At 70.6% G+C, this 25,234-nt stretch carries 24 protein-coding genes and 1 riboswitch; of the genes, 17 read left to right on the forward strand and 7 right to left on the reverse strand.

What is annotated here, in order from left to right:
• Positions 1 to 43: 43 nt before the first annotated feature.
• Entirely contained in the window at positions 44 to 250 is a 207-nt protein-coding gene (locus tag ACIRB4_RS08200) for a hypothetical protein (protein WP_403289239.1), read from the reverse strand.
• A gap of 132 nt (positions 251 to 382) precedes the next feature.
• Between ACIRB4_RS08200 and ACIRB4_RS08205 the strand changes: the two genes are divergently transcribed.
• Complete coding sequence (locus ACIRB4_RS08205; protein ID WP_403289240.1) at positions 383 to 1,357, forward strand: carbohydrate kinase family protein; 975 nt, start codon at positions 383 to 385, stop codon at positions 1,355 to 1,357.
• Between the two features lie 54 nt (positions 1,358 to 1,411).
• Here the strand turns inward: ACIRB4_RS08205 and ACIRB4_RS08210 are convergent, their stop codons facing one another.
• Positions 1,412 to 2,797: a cysteine desulfurase/sulfurtransferase TusA family protein gene (locus ACIRB4_RS08210; protein WP_403289241.1), complete on the reverse strand. Its 1,386-nt coding sequence runs from the start codon at positions 2,795 to 2,797 to the stop codon at positions 1,412 to 1,414.
• A 286-nt stretch (positions 2,798 to 3,083) separates the two neighbouring features.
• Here ACIRB4_RS08210 and coxB point away from each other — a divergent pair, with 286 nt between their 5' ends.
• The 4 genes from coxB (at position 3,084) to ACIRB4_RS08230 (ending at position 7,590) form a co-directional block, all read left to right on the forward strand.
• Positions 3,084 to 4,079 carry a cytochrome c oxidase subunit II gene (gene coxB / locus ACIRB4_RS08215; protein ID WP_403289242.1) on the forward strand — a complete coding sequence of 332 codons (996 nt, stop codon included), beginning with the start codon at positions 3,084 to 3,086 and terminating at the stop codon, positions 4,077 to 4,079.
• Positions 4,076 to 5,809, forward strand: a complete 1,734-nt coding sequence (gene ctaD, locus ACIRB4_RS08220; protein ID WP_403289243.1) for a cytochrome c oxidase subunit I — start codon at positions 4,076 to 4,078, stop codon at positions 5,807 to 5,809. The genes coxB and ctaD overlap by 4 nt, the downstream gene beginning before the upstream one ends.
• Positions 5,806 to 6,204, forward strand: coding sequence for a cytochrome c oxidase subunit 4 (locus tag ACIRB4_RS08225; RefSeq protein WP_403289244.1), 399 nt, complete (start codon positions 5,806 to 5,808; stop codon positions 6,202 to 6,204). Before ctaD ends, ACIRB4_RS08225 begins: the two co-directional genes overlap by 4 nt.
• A 132-nt stretch (positions 6,205 to 6,336) precedes the next feature.
• Positions 6,337 to 7,590, forward strand: coding sequence for an Ig-like domain-containing protein (locus ACIRB4_RS08230; RefSeq protein WP_403289245.1), 1,254 nt, complete (start codon positions 6,337 to 6,339; stop codon positions 7,588 to 7,590).
• A gap of 5 nt (positions 7,591 to 7,595) precedes the next feature.
• On the opposite strand, the gene ACIRB4_RS08235 is transcribed toward ACIRB4_RS08230, so the two are convergent.
• Positions 7,596 to 8,003, reverse strand: coding sequence for a hypothetical protein (locus tag ACIRB4_RS08235; protein WP_403289246.1), 408 nt, complete (start codon positions 8,001 to 8,003; stop codon positions 7,596 to 7,598).
• A gap of 177 nt (positions 8,004 to 8,180) precedes the next feature.
• Between ACIRB4_RS08235 and ACIRB4_RS08240 the strand changes: the two genes are divergently transcribed.
• The 6 genes from ACIRB4_RS08240 (at position 8,181) to ACIRB4_RS08265 (ending at position 15,297) form a co-directional block, all read left to right on the forward strand.
• Positions 8,181 to 8,801 carry a heme-copper oxidase subunit III gene (locus tag ACIRB4_RS08240; RefSeq protein ID WP_356888971.1) on the forward strand — a complete coding sequence of 207 codons (621 nt, stop codon included), beginning with the start codon at positions 8,181 to 8,183 and terminating at the stop codon, positions 8,799 to 8,801.
• 72 nt (positions 8,802 to 8,873) lie between these two features.
• The gene (locus tag ACIRB4_RS08245; protein WP_403289247.1) at positions 8,874 to 9,683 is read left to right on the forward strand and encodes a c-type cytochrome; all 810 of its coding nucleotides are present in this window, start codon (positions 8,874 to 8,876) and stop codon (positions 9,681 to 9,683) included.
• Positions 9,680 to 10,732, forward strand: a complete 1,053-nt coding sequence (locus ACIRB4_RS08250) for a Rieske 2Fe-2S domain-containing protein (RefSeq protein WP_403289248.1) — start codon at positions 9,680 to 9,682, stop codon at positions 10,730 to 10,732. Before ACIRB4_RS08245 ends, ACIRB4_RS08250 begins: the two co-directional genes overlap by 4 nt.
• Positions 10,729 to 12,354 carry a cytochrome bc complex cytochrome b subunit gene (locus ACIRB4_RS08255; RefSeq protein WP_403289249.1) on the forward strand — a complete coding sequence of 542 codons (1,626 nt, stop codon included), beginning with the start codon at positions 10,729 to 10,731 and terminating at the stop codon, positions 12,352 to 12,354. The genes ACIRB4_RS08250 and ACIRB4_RS08255 overlap by 4 nt, the downstream gene beginning before the upstream one ends.
• 126 nt (positions 12,355 to 12,480) lie before the next feature.
• Positions 12,481 to 13,545, forward strand: coding sequence for an anthranilate phosphoribosyltransferase (gene trpD / locus ACIRB4_RS08260; protein ID WP_403289250.1), 1,065 nt, complete (start codon positions 12,481 to 12,483; stop codon positions 13,543 to 13,545).
• Between the two features lie 109 nt (positions 13,546 to 13,654).
• Positions 13,655 to 13,771, forward strand: a riboswitch (SAM riboswitch).
• A 161-nt stretch (positions 13,772 to 13,932) separates the two neighbouring features.
• Positions 13,933 to 15,297 carry an aminotransferase class V-fold PLP-dependent enzyme gene (locus ACIRB4_RS08265; protein WP_403289251.1) on the forward strand — a complete coding sequence of 455 codons (1,365 nt, stop codon included), beginning with the start codon at positions 13,933 to 13,935 and terminating at the stop codon, positions 15,295 to 15,297.
• A gap of 77 nt (positions 15,298 to 15,374) precedes the next feature.
• On the opposite strand, the gene ACIRB4_RS08270 is transcribed toward ACIRB4_RS08265, so the two are convergent.
• Together ACIRB4_RS08270 and ACIRB4_RS08275 are read right to left on the reverse strand one after the other, a co-directional pair.
• Positions 15,375 to 15,656 carry an Lrp/AsnC family transcriptional regulator gene (locus ACIRB4_RS08270; RefSeq protein WP_017238849.1) on the reverse strand — a complete coding sequence of 94 codons (282 nt, stop codon included), beginning with the start codon at positions 15,654 to 15,656 and terminating at the stop codon, positions 15,375 to 15,377.
• A gap of 41 nt (positions 15,657 to 15,697) precedes the next feature.
• A complete protein-coding gene (locus tag ACIRB4_RS08275) occupies positions 15,698 to 16,435 on the reverse strand; it encodes a rhomboid family intramembrane serine protease (RefSeq protein ID WP_403289252.1) in 738 nt (245 codons plus the stop codon).
• A 150-nt stretch (positions 16,436 to 16,585) separates the two neighbouring features.
• On the opposite strand from ACIRB4_RS08275, the gene ACIRB4_RS08280 reads away from it, so the two are divergent.
• The 5 genes from ACIRB4_RS08280 (at position 16,586) to ACIRB4_RS08300 (ending at position 21,973) form a co-directional block, all read left to right on the forward strand.
• On the forward strand, positions 16,586 to 16,828 hold the full coding sequence (locus tag ACIRB4_RS08280; protein WP_260228851.1) for a hypothetical protein: 243 nt from the start codon (positions 16,586 to 16,588) through the stop codon (positions 16,826 to 16,828).
• 34 nt (positions 16,829 to 16,862) lie between these two features.
• Positions 16,863 to 18,227: an NYN domain-containing protein gene (locus ACIRB4_RS08285; RefSeq protein WP_403289253.1), complete on the forward strand. Its 1,365-nt coding sequence runs from the start codon at positions 16,863 to 16,865 to the stop codon at positions 18,225 to 18,227.
• A gap of 255 nt (positions 18,228 to 18,482) precedes the next feature.
• Positions 18,483 to 19,514 (forward strand): NlpC/P60 family protein, encoded by a 1,032-nt coding sequence (locus ACIRB4_RS08290; RefSeq protein ID WP_403289254.1) that lies wholly within the window; start codon positions 18,483 to 18,485, stop codon positions 19,512 to 19,514.
• Positions 19,515 to 19,713: 199 nt separating this feature from the next.
• Entirely contained in the window at positions 19,714 to 20,721 is a 1,008-nt protein-coding gene (locus tag ACIRB4_RS08295) for an NlpC/P60 family protein (RefSeq protein WP_403289255.1), read from the forward strand.
• Positions 20,722 to 20,761: 40 nt separating this feature from the next.
• Entirely contained in the window at positions 20,762 to 21,973 is a 1,212-nt protein-coding gene (locus tag ACIRB4_RS08300) for a hypothetical protein (RefSeq protein WP_403289256.1), read from the forward strand.
• A gap of 9 nt (positions 21,974 to 21,982) precedes the next feature.
• On the opposite strand, the gene ACIRB4_RS08305 is transcribed toward ACIRB4_RS08300, so the two are convergent.
• Complete coding sequence (locus ACIRB4_RS08305; protein ID WP_403289257.1) at positions 21,983 to 22,528, reverse strand: PadR family transcriptional regulator; 546 nt, start codon at positions 22,526 to 22,528, stop codon at positions 21,983 to 21,985.
• 98 nt (positions 22,529 to 22,626) lie between these two features.
• Between ACIRB4_RS08305 and ACIRB4_RS08310 the strand changes: the two genes are divergently transcribed.
• Positions 22,627 to 23,952 (forward strand): MATE family efflux transporter, encoded by a 1,326-nt coding sequence (locus tag ACIRB4_RS08310; protein WP_403289258.1) that lies wholly within the window; start codon positions 22,627 to 22,629, stop codon positions 23,950 to 23,952.
• Here ACIRB4_RS08310 and ACIRB4_RS08315 read toward each other — a convergent pair.
• Entirely contained in the window at positions 23,910 to 25,226 is a 1,317-nt protein-coding gene (locus ACIRB4_RS08315) for a glycosyltransferase 87 family protein (protein WP_403289259.1), read from the reverse strand. The two genes, ACIRB4_RS08310 and ACIRB4_RS08315, sit on opposite strands and share 43 nt — an antisense overlap.
• Positions 25,227 to 25,234 lie beyond the last annotated feature (8 nt).

Genomic DNA, 25,234 nt, shown 5'->3' on the forward strand with positions numbered 1-25,234 from the left:
ACACGGATGGGACGGAACGGGCGGCCGAGTGGTTCCGTCCCGGTCAGCCGCCGTACTCGGAGGTGGCGTCGATCAGCCGCGCCGAGGCGGGCGGGACGACGACACCGTGGATCAGCGCGGGAGAGACCGGGGCGGCCGCCGCGGCCGCCGGCACCACCCAGTGCGGTGCCATCCGCGCGCTGTCGCCGCGCAGCTGGTCCAGGCTGAGATCGGACTCCTGAGGCTCCCGGGGAGCGGGGTGCGAGGGCATAAGCGCACCGTACGCACGGCACGGCTTCCCGGAAAAGACCTACTCTGGGGTAGTTTCCGCTGTTCGGCAGCGGGGCCCCCGGACCGGTAGCGTGAACCGTCAACCCTCTCCGTCCCGCAGGAGCGCCCAGCCGTGCGTATCGCAGTCACCGGCTCCATCGCCACCGACCACCTCATGACCTTCCCCGGCCGGTTCGCAGACCAGCTCGTCGCGGACCAGCTGCATACGGTCTCGCTCTCCTTCCTCGTCGACAACCTCGACATCCGGCGGGGAGGCGTCGGCCCGAACATCTGCTTCGGCATGGGCCAGCTCGGCGGCAACCCGATCCTGGTGGGCGCGGCCGGCTACGACTTCGACGAGTACCGCGCCTGGCTCGACCGCCACGGCGTCGACACCGAATCCGTACGGATCTCCGAGGTCCTGCACACCGCCCGCTTCGTCTGCACCACGGACAAGGACCACAACCAGATCGGCTCCTTCTACACGGGCGCGATGAGCGAGGCCCGGCAGATCGAGCTGAAGGCCGTCGCCGACCGCGTCGGCGGGCTCGACCTGGTGCTGATCGGCGCCGACGACCCCGAGGCGATGCTGCGCCACACCGAGGAGTGCAAGGCGCGGGGCATCAACTTCGCCGCCGACTTCTCCCAGCAGATCGCGCGCATGGGCGGCGACGAGATCCGCACCCTGCTCGACGGCGCGACCTACCTCTTCTCCAACGAGTACGAGAAGGGCCTCATCGAGTCCAAGACCGGCTGGACCGACGAGGAGATCCTCGCCCGCGTCGGCCACCGCGTCACCACCCTCGGCTCGCGCGGCGTGCGCATCGAGCGCGTCGGCGACCCCGTCATCGAGGTCGGCTGCCCCGAGGAGGACGCCAAGGTCGACCCGACGGGCGTCGGCGACGCGTTCCGCGCCGGCTTCCTGACCGGCCTGTCCTGGGGCGTCGGCCTGGAGCGCGCCGCCCAGGTCGGCTGCATGCTCGCCACCCTGGTGATCGAGACCCTGGGCACCCAGGAGTACACCCTGCGCCGCGCCAACTTCATGGAGCGGTTCGTCAAGGCGTACGGCCACGAGGCCGGCGCCGAGGTCCAGGCGCACCTCGCCTGACGCGACGGGCCCTCCCGGCCCCTCGGGGCCCGCGCCACGCGGGCCCCGAGGCCGCTACGCCACCCGTCGCACCACGTAGGCGGTGCCGCCCTTCGGCGAGGGCTCCTCGCCGACGTACTCCTGGCCGCGCATCTCGCACCAGGCCGGAACGTCCAGCCGGGCCGCCTCGTCGTCGGCGAGGACCGTCACCGTGCCGCCCAGCGGTACGTCCCCGATCACCCGGGCCAGTTCGATGACCGGGATCGGGCAGCGCCTGCCCAGGGCGTCCACCACGAGTGAGCCCGCCCCGTCGCTCTTCCCGGCCACCGCCTCCGGGGCCCCGAGCCGCTCCCGTACCGCCCCGACCACCCCCGGCAGCAGGTCGAGGAACCGGTCCACATCGCCCTCCGAGGCCCCTACCGGCAGGGACACCCGGACGTTGCCCTCGCTCAGCACCCCCATCGCCCGCAGCACATGGCTGGGCGTGAGAGTGGAACTCGTACACGACGAACCGGACGAAACGGAGAAACCCTCCCGGTCCAGCTCGTGCAGCAAGGTCTCTCCGTCGACATAGAGACAGGAGAAGGTCACGAGGTGGGGAAGCCGGCGCACCGGATCGCCCACCACCTCCACGTCCGGCACCAGCTCGGGCACCCGCGCCCGGATCCGGTCCACCAGCCCCCGCAGCCGGGCCGCCTCGGCCTCCGCCTCCGCCCGCACCGCCCGCAGGGACGCCGCCGCCGCCACGATCGCCGGCAGGTTCTCGAACCCGGGCGCCCGCCCGGACTCCCGTTCGTCCGCCGGTCCTTGGGCGGCGAACCGCACGCCCTTCCGTACGGCGAGCAGCCCCACCCCGGCCGGACCGCCCCACTTGTGCGCGCTCGCCGCGAGCAGCGACCAGGCGCCCTCGACCGGCCCCCAGCCCAGCGACTGCGCCGCGTCCACCAGGAGCGGGACCCCCGCCGCCCGGCACACCTCGGCGACCTCGGCCACCGGCTGCACCGTCCCCACCTCGTGGTTGGCCGACTGCAGACAGGCCAGCGCGGTGCCCGCGTCCAGCGCCGCCGCGAAGGCCGCGGCCTCCACCGCACCGGAGCGGCCCACCGGCACCTCGGTCACCGACCCGCCGGCCGCCGTGTGCGCCTCGGCCGCGTGCAGCACGGAGGAGTGTTCGACCGCCGAGACCACGAGCCGGTCCCCGACACGCCGACGGCCCGCGAGAGCTCCGGAAATTCCCGCGTGAACCGCGCGCGTCCCCGAAGGAGTGAACACGAGCTCGTCGGGGCGGCACCCCACCGCCTCCGCGGCGGCCTCCCGCGCCGCGTCCAGCAGCAGCCTGGCCCGCCGTCCCTCGCGATAGAGACGGGCGGGATCCGCCCAGCCCTCGTCCAGGGAGGCAAGCAGCGCCTGGCGGGCGACGGGGTGCAGCGGGGCGGCGGATGCGGCGTCGAAATAGGGCACACCACCACGGTAGAGCCCCCGCGCGTAAGCCCCCGTCAGACGGCCCGCCCGCCCCGCTCGTCGACCACCGGACGGCCGCCCCCGAGCCCCCCGCGGAATGCCCGCGTCCACCCCTTCGGGGAGTCGGGCGGCGCGTTGGGCACCCTCCCCGCGCGACCCCAAATAGCGTCCAGTAGGGTTTGGTCCGCATAAACATCCAAACCCCTGCCCGCGGCCGGGGCGGCGACCGACCAGCGAGACGGCCGTAGCCGACCAGCGCGGGCCGAGACTCTCGGGAAGGCGCTACGTGAGTCCCAACGGCTCCGACCTCCCCCGCAGCCAAGGCGCGGGTGGTACCCCCACGTCTCGGCGCTCGATGCGGCGGAAGCTGCCGCAGGTGCTGACTGCGGGCCTGATCCTGGCGACAGCCACCGGCTGCTCGTACAACTGGGAAGACTTCCCCCGCCTTGGTATGCCCACCCCGGTGACGGAAGAGGCACCTCGGATCCTCTCCCTCTGGCAGGGCTCGTGGGCGGCTGCGCTCGCCACGGGTGTCCTGGTCTGGGGTCTGATCCTGTGGTCGGTCTTCTTCCACCGGCGCAGCCGCACCAAGGTCGAGGTACCTCCGCAGACGCGGTACAACATGCCCATCGAGGCGCTGTACACGGTCACCCCGCTCATCATCGTCTCCGTGCTCTTCTACTTCACGGCACGCGACGAGTCGAAGCTCCTCGAGCTCTCCGCCAAGCCCACCCACACCATCAACGTGGTCGGCTACCAGTGGAGCTGGGGCTTCAACTACGTCGAGAACGTGCCCGGCGTGACGGGCGACGCGAAGACGGACAAGAACCTGGAGTCCATCCCGGACAAGTTCCTCAAGGACTTCCCGGAGAACGCCGGAGGCGTCTACGACGCGGGTATCCCCGGCGACCGGAATCCGCAGAACGGCAACCCGGGTCCGACCCTGTGGCTGCCCAAGGGCGAGAAGGTCCGGTTCGTCCTGACCTCCCGTGACGTCATCCACTCCTTCTGGGTGGTCCCCTTCCTGATGAAGCAGGACGTCATCCCGGGTCACACCAACTCCTTCGAGGTGACTCCGACGCGGGAGGGCACCTTCATGGGCAAGTGTGCCGAGCTCTGCGGCGTCGACCACTCCCGGATGCTCTTCAACGTCAAGGTGGTCTCTCCGGAGCGCTACCAGCAGCACCTGAAGGAGCTGGCGGAGAAGGGGCAGACCGGCTACATCCCGTCGGGCATTGAGCAGACGGACCCGGCCAGGAATGCGGAGAAGAACCAACTGTGAGCATCCTCAACGAACCCCAGGGTGCGGCCGCGGCTGAGGACTCGTACGAGAACGAGCTCCCGGTACGCCGCAAGCAGCCCGGCAATGTCGTGGTGAAGTGGCTGACCACCACCGACCACAAGACGATCGGCACGCTCTACCTGGTCACGTCGTTCGTCTTCTTCTGCGTCGGCGGACTCATGGCGCTCTTCATGCGCGCCGAGCTGGCCCGTCCGGGTACGCAGATCATGTCGAACGAGCAGTTCAACCAGGCGTTCACGATGCACGGCACGATCATGCTGCTGATGTTCGCGACGCCGCTGTTCGCCGGATTCGCGAACTGGATCATGCCGCTGCAGATCGGCGCGCCCGACGTGGCGTTCCCGCGGCTGAACATGTTCGCGTACTGGCTGTACCTCTTCGGCTCGCTCATCGCGGTGGCCGGCTTCCTCACCCCGCAGGGTGCGGCCGACTTCGGCTGGTTCGCCTACGCCCCGCTGTCGGACGCCGTCCGCTCGCCGGGTGTCGGCGCCGACATGTGGATCATGGGTCTGGCCTTCTCCGGCTTCGGCACGATCCTCGGCTCGGTCAACTTCATCACCACGATCATCTGCATGCGCGCTCCCGGCATGACGATGTTCCGGATGCCGATCTTCACCTGGAACGTGCTGCTGACCGGTGTGCTGGTCCTGCTCGCCTTCCCGGTCCTGGCGGCCGCGCTGTTCGCCCTGGAGGCGGACCGCAAGTTCGGCGCCCACGTCTTCGACGCCGCCAACGGCGGCGCCCTGCTGTGGCAGCACCTCTTCTGGTTCTTCGGACACCCAGAGGTGTACATCATCGCGCTGCCGTTCTTCGGCATCGTCTCCGAAGTGATCCCGGTCTTCAGCCGCAAGCCGATGTTCGGCTACATCGGTCTGATCGCCGCGACCATCGCGATCGCCGGTCTGTCGGTGACGGTGTGGGCCCACCACATGTACGTCACCGGTGGAGTGCTCCTGCCGTTCTTCTCCTTCATGACGTTCCTCATCGCCGTACCAACGGGTGTGAAGTTCTTCAACTGGATCGGCACCATGTGGAAGGGCTCGCTGTCCTTCGAGACACCGATGCTCTGGACGATCGGCTTCCTGGTCACCTTCACCTTCGGTGGTCTGACCGGCGTCATCCTGGCCTCGCCGCCGATGGACTTCCACGTCTCCGACTCGTACTTCGTCGTCGCGCACTTCCACTACGTCGTCTTCGGCACCGTGGTCTTCGCGATGTTCGCCGGCTTCCACTTCTGGTGGCCGAAGTTCACCGGCAAGATGCTGGACGAGCGGCTCGGCAAGATCACCTTCTGGACGCTGTTCATCGGCTTCCACGGCACCTTCCTGGTGCAGCACTGGCTGGGTGCCGAGGGCATGCCGCGTCGTTACGCGGACTACCTCGACGCCGACGGCTTCACCGCCCTGAACACGATCTCGACGATCTCCTCGTTCCTGCTCGGTCTGTCGATCCTGCCGTTCTTCTACAACGTCTGGAAGACCGCCAAGTACGGCAAGAAGATCGAGGTCGACGACCCGTGGGGCTACGGCCGTTCGCTCGAGTGGGCGACCTCCTGCCCGCCGCCGCGCCACAACTTCCTCACCCTGCCGCGGATCCGTTCCGAATCCCCGGCGTTCGACCTGCACCACCCGGAGATCGCGGCGATCGACCAGCTCGAGAACCACGGCCCGGAGAAGGCCCTCGCGGGTGAGAAGGAGGCCGGCAAGTGAAGATCCAGGGCAAGATGTTCATCTGGCTGAGCGTCTTCATCCTCGCCATGGCGATCCTCTATGGCGTGTGGTCGAAGGAGCCGGTCGGCACCACGGCGCTCTTCCTGGCCTTCGGCCTGGCCATCATGGTCGGCTACTACCTGGCCTTCACGGCCAAGCGCGTCGACGCGATGGCCCAGGACGACAAGGAGGCCGACGTCGCGGACGAGGCCGGCGAGGTGGGCTTCTTCGCCCCCCACAGCTGGCAGCCGCTGTCGCTGGCCATCGGTGGTGCGCTCGCCTTCCTCGGCATCGCGATGGGCTGGTGGCTGCTGTACTTCTCGGCGCCGCTGATCCTGATCGGCATCTTCGGCTGGGTGTTCGAGTTCTACCGCGGTGAGAACCAGAACCAGTAGAAGTCGCACCCCGCAGGACCCCGGAGGGGCCCGGACGCTTCGTCACCGAAGCGTCCGGGCCCCTCTCTCGTGCCGCCCCTCTTTTGCAGCACTCGGCGCGCTGGCTCCGGGGAATGTTCTTACGGTGATGTCATGAACGACACGCCGCGCATTCGGACTGTTGTGAGCTGCACCGTCCTGGCCGTCACCCTCACCGCCGGCGCCACCGCGTGCGCGGGCTCCGACGGCCACCCGCTCTCCGCCAAGCCGTACGACGCGGCGGAGCAGATCTCCTTCAACGCGCCCGCACAGGGCAAGAAGGCCGATCCGGACAAGGCGCTGGAGATCACCGCCAAGGGCGACGAGGGCCGCATCACCGATGTGACGGCCGTCGACGCCACCGGGCACCACCTGGCCGGAGAGCTCACCGCCGACGGCCAGAGGTGGCGCTCCACGGGCTCCCTGACGGCCGGAGGCCGGTACACGGTCAAGGTGGCCACGGAGAACGAGGGCGGCGCTCCCGGCACCCGTACGTTCACGTTCGAGACCGCGCCCGCCGAACGGGCCCTGGTCGTCAAGTTCGGGCCGGAGGCGGGCACGTACGGCGTCGGACAGCCGATCACGGCCGACCTCAGCCTCCCGGTGAAGGGCAAGGCGGCCCGGGCGGTGGTCGAGCGGGCCCTCAAGGTGCGCTCCACGCCGTCCGTGGAGGGCGCCTGGCACTGGGTGGACGACGAGAAGCTGCACTTCCGTCCGAAGGAGTACTGGCCCACCGGTACGAAGATCACGGTGACGGGGAACCTCGCGGGTGTGAAGGTGGGCGACAAGCTCTATGGCGGCGAGTCGAAGCCGCTGAACCTGACGATCGGCGACCGGGTGGAGGCGATCGCGGACGCCGGCTCGCACCACATGACCGTGCGGCGCAACGGAGAAGTGATCAACACCATTCCGGTGACCACCGGAAAACCGGGCTTCTCCACCCGTAACGGCATCAAGGTGGTGCTGGGCAAGGAGTACTTCGTCCGGATGCGGAGCACCACCGTCGGCATCGCGGCGGGCAGCTCGGAGTCGTACGACCTGCCCGTCTACTACGCGACGCGGGTCACCTGGAGTGGTGAATACGTCCACGCCGCACCCTGGTCCGCCGGCTCGCACGGAGTGGCGAACGTCAGCCACGGCTGTGTCGGCATGTCGACGGGCAACGCGGCCTGGTTCTACAAGACCGTGCGCCCCGGCGACATCGTGCAGACGATCAACAGCTACGGCGACACGATGGACACCTTCGGCAACGGCTTCGGCGACTGGAACCTGTCCTGGGACAAGTGGCGTCAGGGCAGCGCGCTGCTCGGCGATGCCAAGAGCCCCACCGCCCCGGCCGACATCGCCCGGCTGCGTCCTTCGATCTAGTGGTCCTAGTGGTCGCAGCCGACGGCGAGACGGGACCGCAGCAGAGCCGCCAGGGACGCCGCGAAGTCCACCGGCTCCACCGGGAGGGTGGCCGCGGCGTCCGCACGGCTCCAGGTGGCCAGCCAGGCGTCCTGCGGGCGGCCGATCAGCAGCAGCACCGGCGGGCAGTCGAAGACCTCGTCCTTGATCTGGCGGCAGACGCCCATCCCGCCGGCGGGCACCGCCTCGCCGTCCAGGACGCAGACGTCCACACCGCCCTGGTCGAGGCGCTCGAGCACCGCCGGGAGTGTCGCGCATTCGATGAACTCGACTGGCGGAACGTCCGCCGCCGGCCTGCGCCCCGCGGCGAGCCGCACCTGCTCGCGGGTGTTGGCGTCGTCGCTGTAGACCAGAACCGTTGCGCTCGACTGCATCGTTCCTCCGTGAAGGTCATCGACCGATGCGGCGGATGCTACTCCGTCCCACCCCGCGTCAACACCGGTTCGACACCGGAGGGAAGGCCGCCGCGATGGGCCGTTCGGGCTGGACACACGCCCCTGACACTCCGAACGGCACCCCCCGGAGTGAGGGCGGGATAAGCGACCGACATAATGTCGGTCGTGGCGACAGTAACGACAGTAGAAACCGGGCACGCGCACCCGTCGGTCAATCGGCCGAACCTCACCAGCGTCGGAACCATCATCTGGCTGAGTTCCGAGCTGATGTTCTTCGCGGCCCTCTTCGCGATGTACTTCACCCTGCGATCGGTGACGGGAGCCGCGTACTGGACGGAAAAGGCCTCGGCCTTGAACTTCCCGTTCTCGGCGACCAACACCACGATCCTGGTGCTCTCCTCCCTCACCTGTCAGCTCGGCGTCTTCGCCGCCGAGCGGGGCGATGTGAAGAAGCTCAGGACGTGGTTCATCATCACGTTCGTGATGGGTGCGATCTTCATCGGCGGCCAGGTCTTCGAGTACACCGAGCTGGTCAAGCACGAGGGCCTCTCGCTCTCGTCGGACCCGTACGGCTCCGTGTTCTACCTGACCACCGGCTTCCACGGCCTGCACGTGACGGGCGGTCTCATCGCCTTCCTGCTGGTCCTGGGCCGGACGTACGCCGCCAAGAGATTCACTCATGAGCAGGCAACCGCCGCCATCGTCGTGTCCTACTACTGGCACTTCGTCGATGTCGTCTGGATCGGCCTCTTCGCCACGATCTACATGATCAAGTAATCGGACGCCATCTCGGCGGACCGAGACATCCAGCAAGCATCGACGCAGAAGATCCTGACACCGGGGTAATCCGTGAAAAAGCTCTCCGCACGACGACGCCATCCGCTGGCGGCGGTCGTCGTCCTCCTTCTCGCGCTGGCGGCCACTGGGGGGCTGTACGCCGCGTTCGCGCCCGCGGGCACGGCGAAGGCCGATGAAACCGCCCAGTCCCTCGCCATCGAGGAGGGCAAGAAGCTCTACTCCGTCGGCTGCGCCAGCTGCCACGGAACCGGCGGTCAGGGCACCTCTGACGGCCCCTCCCTGGTCGGCGTCGGCTCGGCCTCCGTGGACTTCCAGGTCGGCACGGGCCGTATGCCGGCCCAGCAGCCGGGCGCCCAGGTGCCGAAGAAGAAGGTCATCTACACGCAGGCTGAGATCGATCAGCTCGCGGCGTACGTCGCCTCTCTCGGCGCCGGCCCGATCACGCCGAAGGCAAGCCAGTACAGCACCGAGGGCGCCGACATCGCCCGTGGTGGCGACCTGTTCCGCTCCAACTGCGCCCAGTGCCACAACTTCACCGGTGAGGGCGGCGCGCTGACACACGGCAAGTACGCCCCCAGCCTCGAAGGCGTGAGCCCGAAGCACCTCTACGAGGCCATGCAGACCGGCCCGCAGAACATGCCCTCCTTCCCCGACACGACCATGCCGGAGAAGGAGAAGAAGGACATCATCGCGTACGTCCAGGCCGTCAACAGCGAGAAGGCCGACAACCCCGGCGGGCTCTCCCTCGGTGGTCTCGGCCCCGTCAGTGAGGGTCTGTTCGGCTGGATCTTCGGTCTGGGCGGGCTGATCGCAGTTGCCGTCTGGGTCGCGGCCCACACCGCTAAGGCCAAGAAGTCATGAGTACCCAAGAGATTCCAGAAGAGAACCTGCCCACTGAGCAGGCCACCGCGCACGGCGCGGTGACGGTCGCCGACGATCCGTTCGCCGACCCGGGCCTCCCGCCCCACAAGCCGCGCATCCAGGACATCGACGAGCGGGCCGCCAAGCGGTCCGAGCGTGCGGTCGCCTTCATGTTCACGCTGTCGATGCTGGCCACGGTGGGCTTCATCGCCTCGTACGTGATCTTCCCGGTCGACAAGATCGTGTACATCTGGCCGTTCGGCCGGGTGAGCGCGCTCAACTTCGCGCTGGGTCTGACCCTCGGCGCGGCGCTCTTCTTCATCGGCGCGGGCGCGGTCCACTGGGCCCGCACCCTGATGTCCGACGTCGAGATCGCGGACGAGCGTCACCCGATCCAGGCCTCCCCGGAGACCCGGGCGAAGGTCATGTCCGACTTCGCGGTCGGCGCGGCCGAGTCCGGCATGGGCCGGCGCAAGCTGATCCGCAACACCATGTTCGGCGCGCTGTCGCTCGTACCGCTCTCCGGCCTGGTGCTGCTGCGTGACATGGGTCCGCTGCCCGAGAAGAAGCTGCGGACCACGCTGTGGGCCAGGGGCAAGCAGCTCATCAACATGAACACGCACGAGCCGCTGCGTCCCGAGGACGTCGCGGTCGGTTCGCTGACCTTCGCGATGCCCGAGGGCCTCTCGGAGCACGACCACAACTTCCAGACCGAGATCGCCAAGGCCGCCCTGATGATCGTCCGCATCCAGCCGGAGGACATCAAGGACAAGCGTGAGCTCGAGTGGTCGCACGAGGGCATCGTCGCCTTCTCGAAGATCTGCACCCACGTGGGTTGCCCGATCTCGCTGTACGAGCAGCAGACGCACCACGTGCTCTGCCCGTGCCACCAGTCCACCTTCGACCTGTCCGACGGCGCCCGTGTCATCTTCGGCCCGGCCGGTCACGCCCTTCCGCAGCTGCGGATCGGCGTGAACGACAAGGGCTTCCTCGAGGCGCTCGGCGACTTCGACGAGCCCGTCGGCCCTGCCTTCTGGGAGCGCGGATGAGCACTGTGACCGATAAGCAGAAGAAGGCGCCCGCCGGTGAGCGGGTGGCCGACTGGGCCGACGGCCGCCTGGGGATCTACTCCCTGGCCAAGGCCAACATGCGGAAGATCTTCCCGGACCACTGGTCCTTCATGCTCGGTGAGATCTGCCTCTACAGCTTCATCATCATCATCCTCACGGGTGTGTACCTGACGATGTTCTTCCACCCGTCGATGAACGAGGTGGAGTACCACGGCAGCTACGTCCCGCTGCAGGGTCAGCTGATGTCCGAGGCGTTCAACTCGACCATGCGCATCTCCTTCGATGTGCGCGGTGGTCTGCTCATCCGGCAGATCCACCACTGGGCGGCGCTGATCTTCATCGCCGGCATGTTCGTGCACATGATGCGCGTGTTCTTCACCGGCGCGTTCCGCAAGCCGCGTGAGATCAACTGGCTGTTCGGCTTCCTGCTGTTCTTCCTGGGCATGTTCACCGGCTTCACCGGTTACTCGCTCCCGGACGACCTGCTCTCCGGCACCGGTGTCCGCTTCATGCAGGGCGCGATCCTGTCCGTGCCGGTCGTCGGCACGTACCTGTCGATGTTCCTGTTCGGCGGCGAGTTCCCCGGCGGCGACTTCGTGGCCCGGTTCTACTCGGCCCACGTCCTGCTGCTGCCCGGCATCATGCTCGGCCTCGTGGTGGCCCACCTGATCCTGGTCTTCTACCACAAGCACACGCAGTTCGAGGGCCCCGGCCGTACGAACAACAACGTCGTGGGCATGCCGCTGCTGCCGGTCTACATGGCCAAGGCCGGAGGCTTCTTCTTCCTGGTCTTCGGTGTCATCGCGGTCATCTCGGCGATCGCCTCGATCAACCCGATCTGGGCGCTCGGCCCGTACCGTCCGGACCAGGTGTCCACCGGCGCCCAGCCCGACTGGTACATGGGCTTCGCCGAGGGTCTGATCCGTGTCATGCCGGGCTGGGAGATCAACATGTGGGGCCACACCCTGGTCCTGGGCGTGATGATCCCGCTGGCGATCTTCCCGCTGATGCTGGCGGTGATCGCGTTCTACCCGTTCATCGAGTCGTGGATCACCGGCGACAAGCGCGAGCACCACATCGCGCAGCGCCCGCGCAACGCTCCGACGCGCACCGCCTTCGGTGTCGCCTGGATCACCGCGTACATGATCATGCTCATGGGTGGTGGCAACGACATCTTCGCGACCCACTTCCACATGTCGATCAACTCGATCACCTGGTTCGTCCGGATCTTCTTCTTCCTCGGACCGGTCATCGCGTTCATCGTCACCAAGCGGATCTGCCTCGGCCTCCAGCGCCGCGACAAGGACAAGGTGCTGCACGGACGCGAGTCCGGCATCATCAAGCGCCTGCCGCACGGTGAGTTCGTCGAGATCCACGAGCCGCTCAGCCAGGGTGAGCTGTACCGCCTCACGGCGCACGAGCAGCACGAGCCCGCCCAGCTGCCGCCGGCCGTCGACGAGAACGGTGTGGAGCGCAAGGTGAGCCGGATGGAGAAGCTCCGGGTCAAGCTCAACCAGGGCTACTACGGCGGGGACAACCAGATCGCCAAGCCCACCGCCGAGGAGTACAAGGAGATCACCAGCGGCCACGGCCACCACTGATCACCTGACCTGAGGGTCGCCACAGCGGGAGCCCCGTCCATTCGATGGACGGGGCTCTTCGCCGTTCCCGGCGGTCGATAGGGTGGGCGTGTATTCGTCTCGTTACGCACATGACCAGGAGCTGCCATGAGCGCTGTGACCCCCGCTGGAGGACAGACCACGGCGGGCCGCTCCTGGCCCGCCGTCCTGGACGGGCTGCTGACCGGCCGCGACCAGAGCGCGGAGGACACCGCCTGGGCGATGGACCGGATCCTGCGGGGCGAGGCCACCGACGCCCAGATCGCCGGCTTCGCGGTCGCCCTGCGCGCCAAGGGCGAGACGGTCGAGGAGATCACCGGCCTCGTCCGGACCATGTACGAGCACGCCAACGTCATCGAGGTTCCCGGCCCGTCCGTGGACATCGTCGGCACGGGCGGGGACGGCGCCAAGACCGTCAACATCTCCACCATGTCCGCGATCGTGGTGGCCGGCACCGGCGCCAAGGTCGTGAAGCACGGCAACCGGGCCGCGTCCAGCGCGAGCGGCGCCTCGGACGTCCTGGAGAAGCTCGGCGTCAATCTGGAGCTGACCCCGAAGCGGGTCGCCGAGGTCGCCGAGGAGGCCGGGATCACCTTCTGCTTCGCGGTGAAGTTCCACCCGGCGCTGCGCCATGTGGCCGCGGCCCGCAAGGAGCTCGGCATCCGGACCACCTTCAACTTCCTCGGTCCGCTCACCAACCCCGCCCGCGTCAGGGCTCAGGCGACCGGCGTGGCCGACGCCCGGATGGCCCCGATCATGGCCGGGGTGCTCGCCGAGCGCGGCTCCTCCGCGCTCGTCTTCCGCGGCGACGACGGCCTGGACGAGCTGACGACCACCGCCACCTCGCGGGTGTGGGTGGTACGGGACGGGGCGGTGCGGGAGGAGGCCTTCGACCCGCGGGACGTCGGCATCGACCTCGTACCCGTGGAGGCGCTGCGCGGCGCCGACGCGTCGTACAACGCCGACGTGGCCCGCCGGCTGCTCGCGGGCGAGACCGGTCCGGTACGGGACGCCGTCCTGCTCAACTCGGCGGCGGCGCTCACGGCGCTGGAGCCGGGCGAGGGCACCCTCGCGGAGCAACTGCGCGCGGGCATCGCGAAGGCGGCCGAGTCGATCGACTCGGGAGCCGCCCGCAGGGCGCTGGAGCGCTGGATCGCCGCCAGCAACGCGTGAGCGTCGAGCAACGGACAAGAGAGGGCCCCGCCGTGGTGGGGCCCTTCTCCGTTCCGGAATCCGGACATGGGTTGCGCCGCGTCGATCACGTGGCATAGCTTCTCTGCCAGGTCATGAGTGACAGCTACGAAGCCCCGGCTTGCTGTCCGGCAACCCTCCGTCCGTGGCGGGGTGCCCCGGGTGAAGACCAGGCCGTAGGCAGCGAGGTCTACGGCAAGCGCGGACCCCTCGAAGCCTTGGGGTCCTGGTCCTCAGGGAGCCTCTTGTGAGCAAGCGAATGCGATAGGGCCTTCTCGCCCCTTCTTCGCGCACCCTCTTCTTCTCTTCCCCAGCGCTGCCGCGTGTCCGCCGGCGCGGGAATTCGCCTGCCTCGTACGGGAGTTCGCCATGTCTGTCACCACCGCTGCCGCCGACCCGTCCGTTTGTACCCCGCTGCCCGTTCTGGGACGGGACGTCACCGTTCCGCTCGTCACCGGGGGCGAGGTCGCCTACGCCGCGCTGGACTACGCCGCCAGCGCCCCGGCCCTGCAGCGGGTCTGGGACGACGTCGCCGCCTACGCCCCGTACTACGGCAGCGTGCACCGGGGCGCCGGGTACCTCTCGCAGCTCTCCACCGACCTGTTCGAGAACAGCCGGGTCACCGTCGCCGAGTTCCTCGACTGCCGACCCGACGACCAGGTGGTCTTCACCCGCTCCACCACCGACTCCCTCAACCTGCTCGCCGCCGTGCTCCCCGCCGGTTGCGAGGTGTTCGTCTTCGAGACCGAGCACCACGCCTCGCTGCTGCCGTGGCGGGACGCCCGGGTCACCTACCTCGACGCGCCGCGCACCCACGCCCAGGCCGTCGAGACCCTGGAGCGCGCGCTCGCGGACCGCGACCCGCACGGTCCCGCGCTCGTCTGCGTCACCGGAGCCTCCAACGTCACCGGTGAGCTGTGGCCGGTGCGCGAACTCGCCGCCGCCGCGCACGCCCACGGCGCCCGGATCGTCCTCGACGCCGCCCAGCTCGCACCCCACCACCCCGTCTCCGTACGGGAGTTGGATGTGGACTGGGTCGCCTTCTCCGGGCACAAGCTGTACGCCCCCTTCGGCTCGGGCGTTCTCGCCGGCCGCGCCGACTGGCTCCAGGACGCCGAGCCGTACCTGGCCGGCGGCGGCGCCTCCAAGAAGGTCGCCCGCCGCACCGACGGGGGAGTGGACGTCGAGTGGCACACCACCGCCGCCCGCCACGAGGCCGGCTCCCCGAACGTCATCGGCGTCCACTCCATCGCCTCCGCCTGCAAGGCGCTCACGGAGGCGGGCTTCGACTCCCTCGTGGAGCGCGAGCGGCAGCTGATCGCGAAGGTCCGGGAGGGCCTGGCCGAGGTGCCCGAGGTCAAGGTGCTCTCGCTCTTCGGCGACGACGCCCCGCGCGTCGGCGTCATCTCGTTCGTCGTCGAGGGCTGGAACAGCTCGCACTTCGCCGCCGCGCTCTCCGCGGAGTACGGCATCGGCGTCCGCGACGGTCTCTTCTGCGCCCACCCGCTGGTCCGCACGCTGCTCGGCGCCGACCCGCAGGATGTCGGCGACTGCGGCGCCCCGGAGGCGGAGCCGGGCGAGAAGTCGCTCAACGCCATCCGGGTGAGCTTCGGCGCCGGTACGCCCGACGAGCACGTGGAGCGTTTCGTACGGGCCGTGCGGGAGCTGGTCCGGCACGGCGCGCAGTGGAAGTACCGCACCGAGGACGGCCGCTGCGTCCCCGACCGCGGCTGAGCACCCACTCGTACGGGTGAAGGGGGCCTCCGAGCGGGGCCCCCTTCGCTATCCCGTTCAGGAAGGACGGTCGGGAGTCAGGACTCCAGGCCGATGGCGAAGGCCGCTTCCAGGTCGTGCTGGGAGTACGTACGGAACGCGACGTGCGTGTCCGTGGCCTCGACGCCGGGGATCTTGCTGATCCGGCCGGGGATCACGTCCGCCAGGTCGTCGTGCCGCGGCACCCGGACCATGGCGATCAGGTCGTACGTACCGGTCACCGAGAAGACCTCGCTGACGCTGTCGAGCGCGGCGATGGACTCGGCGATCTCGGGGATGCGGTCCACGCTGGTCTTGATGAGCACGATCGCGGTGATCACGGCTGGCTTTCTCCCTCGGTCGCCGCGGCTGGGCCTTCACTCTAGCCCGCCCGCCTCCCGCCACCACCCTTCCAGGGAAGCGCTGCCCGCACCCCCTTCCGGTGGTAGCGGCCCCAGGCGTAGAGGAAGCCGGCGCAGAAGCCCACCACGTGCGCGAGATAGGCGACACCGGGCCCCGGTCCGGCGGAGCGGGCCGCCAGCCACTGCAGCACGAACCAGAAGATCAGCACGATCCACGCCGGGAAGCGCAACGGCAGGAAGAAGAGGAACGGGAACAGGCTGGTGACCCGGGAGCGCGGAAAGAGATGGAGGAACGCCCCGAGCACCCCGGAGATCGCCCCCGAGGCCCCCACCAGCGTCTGCTCGCTGCCGGAGTGGACCATCGCGTACCCGATCAGGGCGACGTAGCCGCAGGCGAGATAGAACAGCGCGAACGACACCGCGCCCATCCGTTCCTCGGTCATCGCGCCGAAGACGTAGAGGAACAGCATGTTCCCCAGCAGATGCAGCCAGCTGCCGTGCACGAAGAGCGCGGTCAGCGGGGTGAGCAGCGCGCGCGGGTCGCCGGTCGTCAGCTCGGCCGGGACGACCCCCCAGCGGTGGAAGTACACGCTCTGCGCCGAGAGCAGCGCGTCCCCCGTGCCGTACCCCGGGTTGAGCCCCGACACCGGGCTGATCAGGAAGGTGAGGCAGCAGACGGCGATCAGGCCGTACGTCACCGCCGGTCCGCTCCGCGCGCCGTGCCACGCATCGAGGGTCGCTCGCCGCCAGTCGATCATGGACAGATCATGGCGTAACGGGGCCCATCCGGGCAGAGTGCCTCGCCGGGACACGGGGTAGCCGCGAGGCCGTAGGGTTACGGGCAGTACCTCCGCAGTTCGACGGCGCACCGCGGCTCCCGCACCCCGCACATGAAAGAGGACGGCACGATGACGACGGTTCCCCTGCCGACCGCCGAGACCCGCTGGCGTTGCACACTCTGCGGCAACCTGACCCGGTTCGATGTGACCCGTTCCTCCAAGGTCGTCGAGTACGTCCATCTGGACCTCGCCGGTGAGCCGAAGGTGGAGGAGCGCGAGGTCGTCAGTGAGACCATCGAGTCGGTCCGCTGCCGGTGGTGCAACGCGGTGGACCAGATCGAACTGGTGGACAGGCCGGGCACCGCCTCCTGACGGAGCGGTGCGAACGACAGTGGGGTGACGGATCGTGGAGCAGCCCGCGCACGGTGGTGAGCCGGCCGGCGCGGCAGGTGACGCTGCCGAGGCACTCGACCGCCCGTTGCCGGAAGGCGTACGGCGGCGCGTCGTCGCGCTGGTGTCGGACGCCTTCGGCGGACTGACCGTCGCCGAGCTGCCCGGGCCCCTGCGGCAGTACGCGCGCTTCACCCCGAGCCGGCGGGCCAAGTTCGCCGGCACCGCCATGGCCGCCGCCCTGGAGAGCGACCCGGTCTTCCGGCAGCGGATCGGCGAACGCTTCAAGGAGGCCCAGCCGGAGCTGGCCCGAGCCGTCGAGTCCGGCGCCCCGCCCGCCGCCGTCGACCCCGTCGACGTCGCCGCGGCCGCCTACGTCCTGCGCCCCACGGGCTGGGTCAAGCTGGTCGCGGCCGCGGGCGAGGAGGCCCAGCGGGCGGACGCCGAGCGGGCCGACGAGGCCGGGCGGCGGGAGCTGGAGCGGCTGCGCGAGGAGGTCGCCGCGGCCAAGGAGCGCGGCCGGAGCGAGACCGAGCAGCTGCGCCACGACCTGGAGGCGGCCCGCAAGGAAGCCGAATCGCTTCATCGCAAGCTGCGCAGCGCCCAGAGCGACGTGAAGCGGGGCGAGGCCGCCCTGCGGCGCACCCGGGCCGAGATGGACACCGCCAAGGCGGAGGCCGCGGCCCGGGTCTCGGCCGCCGAGAGCGAGAGCCGCCGGCTCAAGGCCCGGCTCGGCGAGGTCGAGTCCGCTCTCGAGGCCAGCCGCCGGGCCGCCCGCGAGGGGCGCTCGGTGGAGGACATGCGGCTGCGGCTGCTGCTCGACACGGTCCTGGACGCCGCTCAGGGGCTGCGCCGCGAGCTCGCTCTGCCGCCCGCCTCGGTCCATCCCGCGGACACCGTCGACGCCGTGCAGCCCGGCCGGATGTCACCGAAGGACATCGCCGCCCGCGCCCTGTCCGAGACCGACCCGGCGCTGCTCGACCAGCTGCTCGCGCTGCCCCAGGCCCATCTGGTCGTGGACGGCTACAACGTCACCAAGACCGGCTACCCGACGATGCCGCTGGAGAAGCAGCGGCTGCGGCTGCTCGGCGGGCTCTCCGCGCTCGCGGCCCGCTCGGGCGCCGAGATCACCTGTGTCTTCGACGGGGCGGAGCTGGCGGCCCCGGTCCTGCTCGCGCCGCCGCGCGGGGTGCGGGTGCTGTTCTCCAAGCCGGGCATCACCGCCGACGAGCTGATCCGTCAGCTGGTGCGGGCCGAGCCGCCGGGCCGCCCGGTCGTGGTGGTCTCCACCGACCGCGAGGTCGCCGACGGTGTCGCCAAGTCCGGCGCCCGGCCGGTCGCGTCTGCCTTGTTGCTGAAGCGGCTTTCGCGCACCTCGTGACACCTGTTAACTCCTGGGCTTAATGCCCGAATTCTGAGGGGCACACGGTCAAGTCCTCATCACTGCCTGTGTGGTGCGAGTAAATAAAGTGCTTCGTGGGTGAGATTTTGCCCATGAGGATTTGAACTGATCACAAGTTGGTCACTAGGGTCAGGCCTCGAACCTTCGCGCGGTTGATCATCCATCGGGGATGACAGCGAAGGAACCGCCTGCCGAGCCTTGGTTGGGCGGCTGAGGAAGAAGGAGCTCGCCTTCGTGGCGTCCCACCGTCGTCCCAAGCAGCCGAGCCGCACGCGCGTTACCGTGCTCACCGCCACCGCCGCGGCCGCTGTCGCGCTCTCCGCCCAGACCGGTGCCCAGGCGGCTCCGAAGCCGAAGATCGACGACGTGAAGTCGAAGGTCGACAAGCTGCACCACGAGGCCGAAGAGGCCACGGAGCAGTACAACCTGGCCGAGGAGCGCCGCGGCAAGCTCCAGAAGGAGATCGGCGCCCTCCAGGACAAGGTGGCCCGCGGTCAGCAGGAGCTCAACGCCCTGCGCGACAACATCGGTTCCGTCGCCAGCGCGCAGTACCGCTCCGGCGGAATCGACCCGGCGATCCAGCTCTTCCTCTCCTCCGACCCGGACACCTACCTCGACAAGGCGTCCGCGATCGACCAGCTCGGCGCCAAGCAGGCCGACGTGCTCCAGTCGATCCAGGCCAAGCAGCGCACCCTCGCCCAGCAGCGCGCCGAGGCGACGACGAAGCTCGCCGACCTCGAGGACGTCCGCAAGACGCTGGGCGAGAAGAAGAAGAAGTTCCAGGGCAAGCTCGCCGAGGCGCAGAAGCTCCTCAACACCCTGACCTCCGCCGAGCGCGCCAAGATGAAGCAGGAGGAGGCGCAGCGGGCCAGCCGGGCCGCGGGCGACCGCCTCGACCTCGGCAACGAGGTCCCGGCCTCGCAGCGCGGTGCCGCCGCCCTCAACGCCGCCGCCACCCAGATCGGCAAGCCGTACGTCTCCGGCGCCGAGGGCCCCAACTCGTACGACTGCTCCGGTCTGACGCAGTGGGCCTACCGCCAGGCCGGCGTCGGCATCAGCCGCACCACCTACACCCAGCAGAACGACGGCGTGAAGATCGGCCGCAGCCAGCTCAAGCCGGGCGACCTGGTCTTCTTCAACGGCCTGTCGCACGTGGGCCTGTACGCGGGCAACGGCACGATCCTGCACGCCCCCAAGCCCGGCGCCTCGGTCCGCTACGAGTCGATGAGCTACATGGGCACCTTCCAGTTCGGCGTCCGCATCTGACGCCTCCGGACGTGACCCCCGCGGTCTGACGCCCGAACGGGTGGTTCGCCGCGACCCCAGCTGACGTGACGCCCCGCCGGTGACCTGTGGTCTCCGTCGGGGCGTCACTTTGTATGCCCGGCACCTTCGTTGGAAGCCGTCCGATCACCGGCTACTGTCTGCCGCGCCAGTCTGCGTACAGCTGAACGGAGCGCGATACGTGGCGTCCCAACGACGACCCGTCAGGGTCACCGTCCTGACCGCCGCCGCGGCCACCGCGGCGACGGCCCTCGGCGCCGCCCCCGCGAGCGCCGACCCGAGCGCCACCCCGGAGGCCACCAGGGCCACGGTCGACCGGCTCTACGAGGAGGCCGAACGGGCCACCGAGGGCTACAACAAGGCCGACGAGCGGGCGGACGCGCTGCGCAGGACGTTCTCCCAGGCGCAGGACAGCGTGGCGCGCGGCCAGGAGCGCGTCAACCGCATGCGGGACGCGCTCGGTTCGGTCGCCGGCGCCCAGTACCGCTCCGGCGGGATCGACCCCGCCCTCGCGCTGCTGCTCTCCGCCGACCCCGACTCCTACCTCGACCGGGCCTCCGTCCTCGACCGCGTCGCCTCCCGGCAGAGCGTGGCCCTGACACAACTCCATGGCGAGCTGCGGAGGTTGGGGCAGGAGCGGACGGAGGCCGGGCGGCTGCTCGCCCAGCTGGAGCACAGCCGGTCGCAGGTCGCCCGGCACAAGCGCACCGTCGAGCGGAAGCTCGCCGAGGCCCGGCGGCTGCTCGCCTCCCTCACCGCCGAGGAGCGCGCCTCCTTCGACCGGGCCTCCCGGTCCGGCCGCGACCAGGACCTGCCGCCGCTCTCCGACCTCGGCCCGGCCTCCTCGCGGGCCGCGGCCGCCGTCGCCGCCGCCCGCAGCGCGATCGGCCGGCCCTACGTCTGGGGCGCCACCGGCCCCTCCGCCTTCGACTGCTCCGGCCTGATGGTCTGGTCGTACCGGCACGCCGGGATCAACCTGCCGCGGACCTCCTCGGCGCAGCGGTACGCCGGACGCCAGGTGCCCCTCTCCCAGGCACAGCCCGGCGACCTGGTGACGTACCGCGACGACGCCAGCCACGTCGGCATCTACGCCGGCCACGGTCAGGTGATCCACGCGCCGTATCCGGGGGCGCGGGTGCGCTACGACCCGGTCGGAATGATGTCGCACGCCACGGTCACCCGGGTCTGACCGGGGGACCGGCCCTACGGCTGCCCGTACGATCGAGGGCGTGGCGGGTCAGGGGCGGGGAGCGGTGCGACGGGGAGTCGTCTGTCTGACGGCCGGCCTGCTGGCCCTCGCGGGGTGCGGGGCGCCACCGCCCGACTCGGCGCCCCGGGAGATCCAGAGCCTGCTCGACCGCCGGGCCCGGGCGCTGCTCGCCCGCGACGAGGCGGCTTACACCGCCGGACTCGACGCGTCGCTCGCCCCGGCCGCCCGGAAGGAGTTCGACCACCTCGCCGAGGTGCCGCTCGGCTCGTGGGACTACCGGGTGAAGGACGTGGACCGGACCGGCCGGGACCGGGCGACGGTCCGCGCGGAGCTCGGCTACCGGCTCAGCGGCTACGACTCGGGCCCCGTCACGACCGAGCGCGTCCTCGACCTGATCGAGCGGGACGGGCGGTGGTACGTGACCGCCGACCGGCCCGGTGAGGACGCGGCCCAGCAGCTCTGGCAGCAGGGCGACGTGGATGCGGTGAGTGGAGCGCGCAGCCTCGTCCTCGGCGTCGGGCAGCCGGAGGAGCGCCTCCGGGCGATCGCGGCGGCGGCCGACCGGGCGGTGCCCGCGGTCTCGGCGGCCTGGCCCTCGCCCTGGGCGGGCCGGGTGGTCGTCCTCGTCCCCGCCTCGCTGGATGCCATGGGCGGTCTCCTCGGGGCGCCCGGGGCCTCCTACCGGGGCATCGCCGCCGTCACGACCGGCGCGATCCGCGGCGGCCCGGACGCGCCCCCGGACCGGGTGATCGTCAACCCCGAGGCGTACGGCGTGCTCGGCGCGTTCGGGCAGCAGGTCGTCCTCACCCACGAGACCACCCATGTGGCCACCCGCGCCGCGACCTCGCCCGCCACCCCGGTCTGGCTCTCCGAGGGTTTCGCCGACTGGGCCGCCTACCGCGGCACCGGCCGCACGGCCGCCGAGGCCGCCCCCGAACTGCGCCGCGCGGTCCGGGCGGGCGACCTCCCGGCCGGGCTCCCCGACGACAAGGCCTTCCAGTTCGGCGGCGACGCCGACGGGCTGGCACGGGCCTACGAGGGCGCCTGGCTGGCGTGCGAGCTGATCGCCGAGCGCTGGGGCGAGAAGAGGCTGACCGCGTTCTACCGCGCGGTCGGCGCCCACCCGTCCCGCGAGGGCGCGGTGGAGAAGGCCCTGCACGAGGTGCTCGACACGACTCCGGAGGAGTTCACCACGGCCTGGCGCGCCCACCTCCGGGCGCGACTCGCCTGAGGCCGGCGGTCAGACCCCGTCCGAGGCCGCCGCGGCCTCCAGCTCCTCCAGCGCCTCCGCCAGCCACTGCTTCTCCGCCGTGCCCGTCGCCCGGGCGATGCGGAGCATGCCGCGGCGGAAGATGTCCGGTTCCCGCTCGGCGCGCACCGGGACGCCGTCCTCGTAGAAGAAGCTGGCCGGGGTGTTCAGGAACGCCTGGCGCCGGCGGAGGACGGCCGCCTGGTCCGCCGGGTCCGGGAGGTGGCCCAGGAAGGCGAGCAGGGTGAAGAAGCGCTGGCCGTCGGTGATCTCGGCCTCCTTGGGGGCGCGCAGCCGGGAGAGCAGCGCGGCGCGGCCTTCCGGGGTCAGCGAGAGCGTCCGCCGAGGTGCGGCGCTCACGCCCGGTTCCGTACGGCTCTCCAGCAGACCCGCCTTCACCATGCGGGTGATCGCCGGGTAGAGCGCCCCGTCGCTGACCGGGCGGACATGGCCGCTCAGCCCCTGGATCCGGTCCTTCAGCTCGTACCCGTGCAGCGGTCTCTCGTACAGAAAGCCGAGGATCGTCAGCTCCAGCACTCGGCCGCCTCCTTCGCGCTTGTCCCGGACCCGGACGCCATGGTACCTCTTTTCGCGGCACCTCGAATCGAGGTAGCACGTTTCGAGGGGGAGTACGCATGGGGCACCGGCGGCCGCTGATACGGCTCGCGTATCCGGTCTACTTCGAGCTGCTGGCCTCGGTCGCCGCCGGGATCATCAACATGGTGTGGGTGGCCCGGCTCGGCGGGGCCGCCGTCGCGGCCGTCGCCGTCGCCACCAACGTCGAGAACGTCCTCCTCGGCGTCGTCCTCATGGCCGCCTCCGGCACGACCGTCCTCGTGGCCCGGGCGCGGGGCGCCGGCGACCCGGGCGCCCTGCGGTCCGCCGTCCGCGGCGGCTGGACCCTCGCGGCGCTGCTCGTCCCACCGGTCGCGATCGGCGGGTACCTGCTGCGCGAACCGCTCGCCCGGCTCGTCCTCGGCGGCGACGACACCCCCGCGCTCGCGCTCGCCACCGCCTACTTCGCGATCTCGCTGCCGGGCACGGCCGTCTTCTTCGCCACGCACGTCGTCGACGGGATCCTCAAGGGCGCGGGCGACACCCGCACCCCCATGCGCCTCGCGTTCCTCGCCAACGGGCTGATCCTGGTCCTCGATCCGCCGCTCATCCACGCCTTCGGAGTGCCGGGCGCGGCCCTCGCCACCGTCATCGGCCGGAGCGCGGCCCTCGTCGCCGGGCTCGTGGCGCTGCGCCGCGACCCGCACCTCCGCGCGGCGGGCTCGGTCCGGCCCGCCGAAGGCACCGTCGCGGCCCTGCGCCGTACCGCCTCCACCGGACTGCCCATCTCCCTGGACTTCGTGGTCCGGATGACCGGCGCCCTCGCCCTCGTCGCCGTCGTGGCACGGCTCGGGGTGACCGAGGTCGCCGCGTACGGCATCGCCACCAAGGCCATGTACGTCGCGACCATGGCGTTCTACGCCGTGCGCCAGGCCGCCGCCATCCACACCGCCCATCTGCTCGGCGCCGGCCGCGACGAGCGCCGGGCCGTCGGCCGGCAGGCGCTACTCCTCGGCTGCGTCCTCGGGGCCGCGGCCGCCGCACTGCTGCTGCTCACCGCCGACCTCGTCATGCGCTCCTTCGGAGCCGCCCCCGACGTCACGGCCGCCGGCGCCCTCTTCCTGCGCTGCCTGGGCCCCCACCTCGTCCTCACGGCCGGGTTCATCGCCCTCGCCGGGGTCTTCGAGGGCAGCGGCGGCGGCCCCCGGCTCGCCAGGATCACCATCGCCGGGGTCCTGGCCCAGCTCCCGCTCGCGTACGCCCTGTCCGGGCTCGGTCTGCCCGGGATCTGTCTGGCGATGGCCCTCGCGATGGCGGGGCAGTGCGCGGCACTGGGCATGCTGCACCGCCGTACGCCGCTCCGTCAGGAAGCCGACATCGACCTCTCGCGGTCGGGGTCCGCCTGAGCCGGCAGCGACGGTACCGCGAGGCGCGGCTCCACCACCGTCTGGCGCCACAGGATCCGGCAGGCGCTGAGGGTCGCCGCGACCAGCAGGCCGTTCCGTACCACCAGCAGCGCGATGCCCAGCGGATCGCTCTCCGTCACGTGCGAGAACCACACGGGGAACTCGAACTGCGTCACCGCCGTGGCCCACACCACGAGATGCGCGGGCCGCCGCATCCGGCTCGCGCGGTAGGCCAGGCACACGGCGGCCAGACCGACGAGCCAGATCATGTACTGCGGGCTGATCACCCGGCTCGTGGTGGTGAACAGCAGCACCGCCGCGAACGCCGCGTCCGCCGGAGTCGCGGTCGTGAAGGACCGCGCCCGGAGCCGCCACAGCAGCAGCCAGCCGAAGGCGGCCATGGTCAGGACCATCGCGGCCGTGGAGACGGTGGAGACGTACGGGCCGAGGAACTCGATCGAGCCGTAGTTCATCCGCGCCTCGCCCTCCCAGCCGAAGTGCCGCGCCACATGGAAGACCAGCGCGCCCAGCGACTCGACCTCCGTGCCCCGGTCGCGCTGGAAGTTCAGGAAGGCCAGCGCGCCCGGCGCCGCGAGCGTGCACAGGAGCAGCAGGCCGGCCGCCGCGCCCGCCGCCGTCGACCAGGAGCGGAAGGTGGCACGGCCGCGGGGGGTGCCGACGAGCAGCAGCACCGGCCACACCTTCAGCATCGCCCCGAAGCCGGCCAGCGCACCCAGCACCCGGGGATGGCGCGGGGCGGCGAGCAGGGCGGCGACGGCGACGGCGGTGACCATCAGGTCGTACCGGGAGTACGCGGTCGGGCCGAGCAGGGGGACGCCGGCGATCCAGATCCAGGCGCCGCGCAGCGCACGGCCCGGGCGCCGGCCCGTGTACAGCAGCAGGCCGAGGACGACCGCGTCGCACAGGAAGGCGAGGACGAAGAAGGCCGCGGAGTACCCCAGGAACGGCAGCAGCGCGGGGGAGAGGATCGCCAGCGCGGCACCGGGCGGGTACTGCCAGGTCACGTCGGACATCGGGTACGTGCCCGTCCGGAGGACCTCGTACCAGCCCTGGTAGATCTGCTCGATGTCGCTCGTGACGTCGGGGCCGGGGACCGTGACGACCTTGAAGACGCACAGCAGCAGAACGACCCGGGTCAGAGCCCACAGCGCGAGCGGCAGCCGCAGACTCGCGCCGCGCTTCGTGCCGCCGGCCGAGCCGCCCTTCGTGCCACTCTTCCCGCCCGTGCGCGGTGCGCCCAGTACGCCCGTCATTCCTACCT

The sequence above is a fragment of the Streptomyces sp. NPDC093600 genome, from assembly GCF_044764755.1.
In the GTDB taxonomy this organism is placed as follows: domain Bacteria; phylum Actinomycetota; class Actinomycetes; order Streptomycetales; family Streptomycetaceae; genus Streptomyces.